Annotated in this window: 8 protein-coding genes and 1 rRNA gene; 4 read left to right on the top strand and 5 right to left on the bottom strand. The window is 42.0% G+C overall.

All coding sequences use genetic code 11. The features are described from left to right. Positions 1-216 precede the first annotated feature (216 nt). Positions 217-1,023: a hypothetical protein gene (locus MUN53_RS17715; protein WP_243326720.1), complete on the top strand. Its 807-nt coding sequence runs from the start codon at positions 217-219 to the stop codon at positions 1,021-1,023. Here MUN53_RS17715 and MUN53_RS17710 read toward each other — a convergent pair. Then, positions 998-1,243, bottom strand: a complete 246-nt coding sequence (locus MUN53_RS17710) for a transposase (RefSeq protein WP_449587594.1) — start codon at positions 1,241-1,243, stop codon at positions 998-1,000. The genes MUN53_RS17715 and MUN53_RS17710 overlap by 26 nt on opposite strands. A gap of 66 nt (positions 1,244-1,309) precedes the next feature. Next, the gene (locus tag MUN53_RS17705) at positions 1,310-2,380 is read right to left on the bottom strand and encodes a nucleoside hydrolase (protein WP_243326718.1); all 1,071 of its coding nucleotides are present in this window, start codon (positions 2,378-2,380) and stop codon (positions 1,310-1,312) included. A 199-nt stretch (positions 2,381-2,579) separates the two neighbouring features. Here MUN53_RS17705 and MUN53_RS17700 point away from each other — a divergent pair, with 199 nt between their 5' ends. The 3 genes from MUN53_RS17700 to MUN53_RS17690 all read left to right on the top strand — a co-directional run bounded on the left by MUN53_RS17700 (position 2,580) and on the right by MUN53_RS17690 (position 6,290). Continuing rightward, a complete protein-coding gene (locus MUN53_RS17700) occupies positions 2,580-4,130 on the top strand; it encodes an ATP-binding protein (RefSeq protein ID WP_243326717.1) in 1,551 nt (516 codons plus the stop codon). A gap of 338 nt (positions 4,131-4,468) precedes the next feature. Next, positions 4,469-5,032, top strand: a complete 564-nt coding sequence (locus MUN53_RS17695; RefSeq protein WP_243326716.1) for a Crp/Fnr family transcriptional regulator — start codon at positions 4,469-4,471, stop codon at positions 5,030-5,032. Between the two features lie 88 nt (positions 5,033-5,120). Further along, on the top strand, positions 5,121-6,290 hold the full coding sequence (locus MUN53_RS17690; RefSeq protein WP_243326715.1) for an acyltransferase family protein: 1,170 nt from the start codon (positions 5,121-5,123) through the stop codon (positions 6,288-6,290). Between the two features lie 260 nt (positions 6,291-6,550). Here MUN53_RS17690 and MUN53_RS17685 read toward each other — a convergent pair whose 3' ends face one another. The 3 genes from MUN53_RS17685 to rrf all read right to left on the bottom strand — a co-directional run. Continuing rightward, the gene (locus MUN53_RS17685; RefSeq protein WP_243326714.1) at positions 6,551-8,065 is read right to left on the bottom strand and encodes a M56 family metallopeptidase; all 1,515 of its coding nucleotides are present in this window, start codon (positions 8,063-8,065) and stop codon (positions 6,551-6,553) included. A 3-nt stretch (positions 8,066-8,068) separates the two neighbouring features. Further along, positions 8,069-8,431, bottom strand: coding sequence for a BlaI/MecI/CopY family transcriptional regulator (locus MUN53_RS17680; RefSeq protein WP_243326712.1), 363 nt, complete (start codon positions 8,429-8,431; stop codon positions 8,069-8,071). A 145-nt stretch (positions 8,432-8,576) separates the two neighbouring features. Next, positions 8,577-8,658: ribosomal RNA gene (rrf, locus tag MUN53_RS17675) — 5S ribosomal RNA — on the bottom strand; the annotation flags it as partial.

Raw genomic sequence — 8,658 nt, 5'->3', positions numbered from 1 at the left:
CCCTTCCGGAAGAAGGAGGCGATAACCGTTGGTTTCCATAACTGATAATGATTTGTTGTTCTCAAAGATACGATTTTATCGAATTTACCCCTCATATTTTTACGTTGATCCCTAATTTCCACTGCAGCAAGTTCTACATCTAATCCCAAAGGTACATCAATTCGTAAAAGAAAGGCAGTCTCTGAACAAAATGCTTATACTCCACCACTTAAGCCTTTGTATATAGAGGATTCTTTAATAAACAGAATAGCCTCAGATCAGTTTTCTCAATTGAAGGATGATTATGATACTGTTGTTTTGAACAATAAGTTAATAAGTCACCAGATTGCTAAACTGAAAAATAAGGTTAAGTTAAATAGTTTCTTGAGATCATTGTTATACTTGATTCCAAAGTACCGATCAGTTTTTGAAGATAAGATCACATCTATTAACAGTTCTATTATACAAAAAGAGCAGGAAATAGAAGATCCTATTATTAATGTCAGCACATTGTTAAATAATGATCTGCCAGATAGTACTCTTGTCAATAGGGGGAAAATCATTATGGCGTTTTATGATGTTAATAGCGAATCATACATAAATGAACATAAGACGCTTAATGTTTCAGAAGTATACGAGAGTAACTTTAATTATAATTACCCTGCAATAGGAATATTTAAATCTAAAATTATTCAACTCCATCTTTTTCATAAAGGATTGATCGTGATTGGAAATGGAACGTTTGGTATTGTAGATTATCACGATATTACTGCTCATTATGCCACAATAAACATAAAGACCAGATATATAGAAAATGGACTGAAGATTGTTCGCAAGACATGGCTTCATGCCAAGGTAAATGGAAAGCCAGATTTAAGGTATAATGAAAATTATGAGATTAATTTTGTCGAATATGGCTGTTTGAAATTGAACTTTAGTAGTAATCTTATAATTAACCTACTTTTCTCAGATGCTTTATACGGTAAAGAGGTGGCAAGCCTATTTAATCTTACACCTATTAAAGAAAGAAAGCTTTGTCTTTAACCCCTCTGAACTGAGAACGAAAGTTCTTTATTTTAGCATTGAAGGACTCAGAAGCAGCATTAGTAGACCGTTTGTCGAAGAAGTTTATGATTTGCTGATAATGAGTCTGTATGGATCTAGCCACTTTTCCGAAAGCAAGGAATCCTGATTTGTCTACTTCATCGTACCATCTTGCAAGTCTGGTTAAGGCCGTATCCTTATGCCTGCATTGGTGATATATCAGCCCAAGTTCTGTCCTTTACTGCTTTTTATATAAAAGAACAGCAACTCTTCTTCTCAACACGAATCAGAACAAACGACAGTATTTTTCAATCAATCGCCATAACCGCTCTTCGTCTACTTCCATCACAATCCGTACAGGTTGCGTACCTATAGGTGGATTATATGGAAAAGCTAACGACTGTCCGTAGGAAAGTCCTTGCTGGGTATTGATATCTACATGACATATCATCTCCCGCTTAAGAATGGAAGAATCCATACACAAAGCAGCAGCTACAATATCCCAAATATGCCACACTGTATCCGGACGTTCCTGAAATGTCGTTTGCAGAAAATTATCATGTGACATGGCTTGAAGCTTATCAGCTTTCAACAGTCCAATAATGCGGTCATAACGTTCCTTACGCAATTCAATCCGGTCACATACATCCAAGCCAACTACAATCTGTTCTTTAAATGGAGTTCGCAGGGCAATTTGTGCAGCCTCCGGATCATACCACCAGTTAAATTCGGCAGCTGGAGTCGTGTTTCCCGGTACTGTAAAAGCTCCGCCCATATAAACAACCCGCTTGATAAGCGGAACAATCTCGGGAGCCATCCTGACAGCCATCGCTAAATTACAACAAGGGCCAATAGCCAAGACTGTTACCTCATGAGGATATCGTTTTACTTGTTCTATCATAAAATTGACTGCATGCATATCGGCTGGCTCAATAGTAGGTTCTTGCTTATAGCGGGAAACATAAACATCTTTCCAAGAGGTTGGTTCTTCATAAGCAAATGATCCTAAATATCCTTCTCCATAACCAAATAATCGGATTTCTTCCTTGATATTCTCCTTCCGGTTAGGAGCCAATGGCAAACGAACGCCTTGCAACACTGGCACATCTGTTACACCAATCGCTTCTAACTGACGGATAGCGTAAGCGGTTCCTTCAGAAACCCAGGTGTTGCCTGCCACCACAGTAACTCCCAATAATTCTATATCCGGAGCTTTTGCTAACATCATCATGGCGATACCATCGTCAAAAAGCTCTACCATATCGGTATCCAGAATTATTTTCTGGCGACGATCATCACCAGCCCATCCCAAAGTAACGCCACAAAACAGAATGAAAACTAAACAAAACTGCCTCATACTTCCTATTTTTACTCCAAAACTACAAAAAATACCGGGTAAATTTCAGATCTACTATTGCTTTATTCCCAACGACTGATACTTAACGAAAGGATTATTTTAAAGAACTGAAGATTACATATATTCTTTGTACAAGAAATAAAATTCGTTACATTTGTAAAAGCATGTACAATTCATTGTAACTTAAGTTTGAGGCGATATGAAAAGGAACTATCCGGTAGGCATACAAAACTTTGAAAAGATACGCAATGGGAATTATTGCTACATCGACAAAACGGATCTGATTTATCAGCTGATAAAGTCCGGTCAATATTACTTCTTAAGTCGTCCCAGACGATTTGGAAAAAGTCTGCTCATATCTACCTTAGAAGCTTATTTCCAAGGGAAGAAAGAACTATTTGAAGGGCTTGCCTTAGCACAACTAGAAAAAGAATGGATAGAATATCCTATTTTGCATTTGGATCTGAATGCCCAAAAGTATGATACGCCGGAAAGTTTATACAGCATACTGAATAATGCGTTGTGCATTTGGGAAAGCCTTTACGGAAGCCGCCCCAGTGAAACCAATCTGTCCCTGCGTTTCCAAGGAGTGATTCAACGGGCAGCCGAGAAAAGGAATCGTCCCGTAGTGATCCTCATTGATGAATATGATAAACCCATGCTTCAGGCCATAGGGAACGAACCGTTATTGAACGACTATCGCAATACATTGAAAGCTTTTTACGGTGTAATGAAGAGTTGCGACAAGTATATCCAATTTGCCCTGCTTACCGGAGTAACCAAATTCAGCAAAGTCAGTGTATTCAGTGATCTAAATAACCTGATGGATATTTCCATAGACAATCGATTTGCCAATATATGTGGTATCACTGAAAAAGAGCTTCTCAGCAACTTCAAGGAAGACATCGTAGAACTTGGGCAAAAGAATGGTATGACCGAAGAAGAAACAAAGGCTTACCTCAAAGATATGTATGATGGATATCATTTCGTGGAATACGGCGATGATATATATAATCCGTTCAGCCTACTGAATACATTTGCAAAGATGAAGTTCGGCAGTTATTGGTTCGAGACCGGAACGCCAACTTTTCTGGTTGAACTCCTTAAACATAGCGAATATGATTTGCATAGGTTAACTTACGAAATGGCAACAGCTGATTCCTTAAGTGGTATTGATTCCATGTATACGAATCCGATCCCTATTCTTTATCAGAGTGGGTATCTTACCATTAAAGAATATGACAGACGTTTCAGAACGTACACGCTCGGTTTTCCAAACCAAGAAGTAGAAGAGGGTTTCCTCCGATTCCTGCTCCCGTGTTATGCAAGTATCAGTAAATCTGATATGGCTTTCGAGATCGTGAAATTTGTGCAGGAAGTTGATAGCGGAAAAATTAATTCCTTTATGGCACGTCTGCAAAGTTTCTTTGCAGATATTCCGTATGAACTGGCACGCGATCTGGAACTACATTACCAGAATGTTCTCTTCATCGTATTCAAACTGTTAGGATTCTATACTCAGGTCGAATATCATACCTCCAACGGACGAATAGATATGGTTGTCAAGACCGAGCAATACATCTATGTCATGGAATTCAAACTGAATGGTACTGCCGAAGAAGCGTTGAAACAGATCCATGATAAGCAATACGCCTTGCCTTTCATTTCTGATAATCGAAAACTATATAAAATAGGTGTTAACTTCAACCAGGAAATAAGAGGCATTGAGAAATGGATTGTTGAAGAGTAGTTTCACTTCTGCAATACAATTGACATAGATTTTATTGTATCGCTTTTATGTTTATATCATAGAACAAGGTCCCTTAGCGTATTATTTTACCTAGATATCCATAGGCCAAAATAGAATTCCTGCCTATCTAAAAAAATATTTTCTGCCTAACATTTCTTTAGTTCACGGCGTGAACTACTTAATCCACGCCGTGAACTAAGTAATCCACGATGAGAACTAAGTAATCCACGGCGTGGATTAAAGAATAAATAGTGAGAACCGAAAGAATAGCCTCTTGATTTATTTTTTAACTTTGTCTATTATTTGAAATGAACCTCTGATTGTCGGAAAGAAACATTATGAAGAACATTATCCAAAGCATCCGGGCGGCCTATCCTGTTTCTGATACTTCCATTCAAGCACTGGAGGCTTGTCTGACGTTATGCCATTTTCCGAAGAGATATCTATTGGTGAAGGAGAATATATTCTGTAAATATGCTTATTTCATTGAGGAAGGAATGACCCGCTCTTACTGGCTGGTCGATGGAGAAGAGATTACCACATCGTTTGCGGGTGAAGGAAGCATCGTATTCAGCATGGACGAACTCTACTACCAGAAAGTGAGTGAAGAATTCGTTGAAACCCTCGAAGAAGTCGTGGCTTACCGTATCTTGCTGACTGACCTGATTCATCTTTTTGAGACGAATATCGAATTATGCAACTGGGGAAGAATCATACATCAGAATGAATACCGGCGTCTGCACCGCAGCCACAAGGAACGCCTTACGCTTCCGGCAAAAGAGCGATATGAAGCATTCAAGGAACAGTTTCCGGATGTCTGCCAGCGCGTCAATCTCGGATTTATCGCTTCTTATCTGGGAATTACACTTTCGACACTCAGTCGGCTGCGGGCAAATGGATGAAGCCGGCCAACGATTTTGACATAGGACAAACTTTTCTCCAAAAATAGATCATACATTTGCCTTACATATAAACCAAACATAATCATCCATGTCAGAAACTAGAATTTCTGCGGCCGCCTTTGCGGATACGAAGCCCCATTATGAATTGTTGGATGGGCTGCGAGGCGTAGCTGCTCTGCTTGTTGTATTCTATCACATCTTCGAAGGTCTATCGTTTGCTGCCGGAGGAACGCTGATCACAACCATTAACCACGGGTATTTAGCGGTCGATTTCTTCTTTATCCTCTCCGGTTTTGTTATCGGCTATGCCTACGACGACCGCCTGGGGAAAACCATGTCTCTCGGGAATTTCTTCAAGCGCCGCTTGATTCGCCTGCACCCGATGATCGTCATGGGAGCCGTTATTGGTGCCGTCACGTTCTGTATCCAGGGAAGTGTACAATGGAATGGAACGAAGATAGCGACCTCGATGGTGATGTTGGCTTTGCTTTGTGCCATGTTCTTCATACCGGCGGTTCCGGGTGTGCGTTATGAAGTACGTGGCAACGGAGAGATGTTTCCGCTCAACGGTCCCAGTTGGTCGCTATTCTTCGAATACATCGGAAATATATTATACGCGTTATTCATTCATCGGTTATCCAAGAAGGCACTGGCCGTACTCGTCGGCATATTGGGTGTCTTCCTGGCTTGGTTTGCCTTGTTCGATGTCTCAGGCTACGGCATGATTGGCGTGGGCTGGACGCTCGACAGCGTGAACTTCCTGGGCGGATCACTGCGGATGCTTTTCCCCTTCACGATGGGAATGCTGCTATCACGCCACTTCCGACCGATGCAGATACGAGGCGCATTCTGGATCTGTTCGGTTGTCCTGCTCCTCCTCTTCTGTGTGCCTTACATCGAAAGCAACGGACCGATTAGTTTGAACGGATTGTTCGAGGCTGTTTGTATCCTCTTCATCTTCCCAATTCTGGTATGGATCGGTGCTTCGGGCAAAACGACCGACAAGCGATCTACGCAGATCTGCAAATTCCTGGGAGATATTTCGTTCCCGCTCTATGCCGTGCACTATCCACTTATGTACTTATTCTATGCCTGGCTGATTGACAACAAACTTTATACCTTCGGCGAGGTATGGCCCACGGCTTTGATGGTTTATATCGGCAGTATTCTGCTGGCTTATCTGTGCCTGAAATGCTACGATGAGCCCGTCAGAAGATGGCTGACGAAGAAGTTCATGCCTAAGAAACCGGCGGCGTAAGACTTCTGTAAGGCAACAAAAGGCCCAGCGCCCCGTGCGGAGACTTTTGTAACTCTACAAAAACACCAGCGCCTCACGCGGAGACTTTTGTAGCTCTGCAAAAACACCAGCGCCTCACGCGGAGACTTTTGTAACTCTGCAAAAACATCAGCGCCTCGCGCGGAGACTTTTGTAACTCTACAAAAACGCCAGCGGCCCGCGCGGAGACTTTTGTAGCTTTACATAAACGCCAGCGCGAGGCGCTGAAAACACATATCATATTATTGCAACCTAAACTGAACAGGAAGAATGTAACGCACGGCAACAGCTTTTCCTTTCTGTTTGCCGGGAATCCATTTCGGCATAGCCTTCACTACACGAAGAGCTTCCGCATCCAAAGCCGGATCAACGCCTCGTTCCACCTTCACCTGCTTGATATTTCCCTCTTTATCCACCACAAAGCTAGTCACAACACGTCCTTGTATACCATTATCCTGAGCTATCTTCGGATATTTAACTTCATTCATCACGTATTTAAATAATTCAGTAGGTCCGCCCGGAAACGAAGGCTGTTCTTCTACAACCGTGAAGATTTGTCCTTCTACTACATCATCATCCGCATTGCCCGCTCCAGGCTGGATCTGCGCACCATCCGCTTTCATACCATCCGGATCTATTTCCAAACGGATTTTCATACCGTCTTTTACATCTTTCACAGCGATCTCCTTGGCTTGGAACCCTGGCATCGAAATTCTCAAGGTCGCATCAGCCGGAACTTCTAGAGAAAATTCTCCATCCATATCTGTGATAGTCCCCGAAGTTGTGTTTTTAATCACCACGGCCGCACCCACAATAGGCGCCACATCATCCACCACCACAGCCGAAATCTTTACGTTTCCATTTCCATCAGTCTGCTTAGCCGACGGCGTATTACAATTACTAAACGTCAGCAGCAGAGCCATCAAAGGAAGCAACACAAGAAGCTTCACTTGCTCTATTCTTTTTGAAGGTTGTTTGTTCATCATACGAATTCTGTTTTTTAGAGATGATACATTAAAATTACTATATAAATGAGCTGCAGCCTGACGAGAAGTAGAAAGCCCCAACAGATGATACTGATAACATTTGCGGTCACATCCAGCGTGTAGAACCGAATCGTCGGCCAGATATTCCAGGTTATCACGTATTTCTTTCCGAAGAAGCCAGACAAACGGATTAAACCAAAGCAAACACGTCATACATTCGGCAAACAAAATATCCAGCGAATGACATTGATGTGCATGTGTCTGCTCGTGTATAAGAATTTCCCGCCATTCACTTTCTGAATGAGACGGTGGATAAACAAAAATCCAACGGAAGAACGAGAATGGTCCGCCGGGCGATTTCAAACGGCAAATCGTCATATCTCCCACCACTTGGCGGTCGGTACGAATATATAAGTAAACAAGACTTCCGATTCGAAAAAATAAGCGTAGGAAAAGCAGCGAAGTCACAAAGCCATACAACATCCACCAAGAGAAACGCCCATGAGTAGCTGCCGGATGATCCGCAACCACCAAAACATTTGGCAAAGTCACCCAATCGTCCACAGGCAATACATTACGCATCACCTGAGCCGGCTCCTGTATCCACAGCCACTCATTCCAGAAAGGAAATGAAATCGCCACCAACCAGAAACTCCACAAAAGAAAACGACGGGTATGGAAGAAAGTATCCTTCGCAAACATCCATCGGTAAATCCCGTAGAAGAGAGCAAGAGCCACATTCACCTGTATCAGATAATCGACCGAGAACATAGTCTACTCCTTCCCTGTTTCGATTTTCTCGATAATATCCCGCAAATCATCCGCAGAAATCTTTTCTTCTTTCGCAAAGAAAGAGACCAGTTCTTTATAGGAATTCGAAAACAGATTGCTTACGGCATCTTTCATAAAAGCCGTACGATATTCTTCCCGACTAACTAATGGATAATATTCATAGACATTTCCACAACGACGATTCTTTACATAACCTTTCCGTTCCAGATTCTTTACAACCGAAGCCAAAGTAGTATAAGGAGGCTTCGGTTCCGGATATTTCTCCTGAAGCATTCGAACAACACAGGGACCAATCTCCCAAATCAATCGCATAGCCGTCTCTTCTTGTGCAGTTAACTTTTCCATATATCAATCAATTACGAGAACAACGCAAATCTACGAAACTTTCGTAGATCCACAATCAAGAAACGGTTAAATAAGATTAATCCTACGAATCAACACGAAAAAAGCCGATCCAACGATTGTTGAACCGGCTTTCATTCTCTCTCTAAAACGGCGGCTACCTACTCTCCCACTGTTACGCAGTACCATCGGCGTGACGAGGCTTAACTTCTCTGTTCGGAATGGGAAGA

It is taken from the genome of Parabacteroides faecalis, from assembly GCF_022809355.1.
In the GTDB taxonomy this organism is placed as follows: Bacteria; Bacteroidota; Bacteroidia; order Bacteroidales; family Tannerellaceae; genus Parabacteroides; species Parabacteroides faecalis.
The sequence above is the reverse complement of the archived record's forward strand: the minus strand, read 5'-3'. Positions and strand labels throughout refer to the sequence as shown.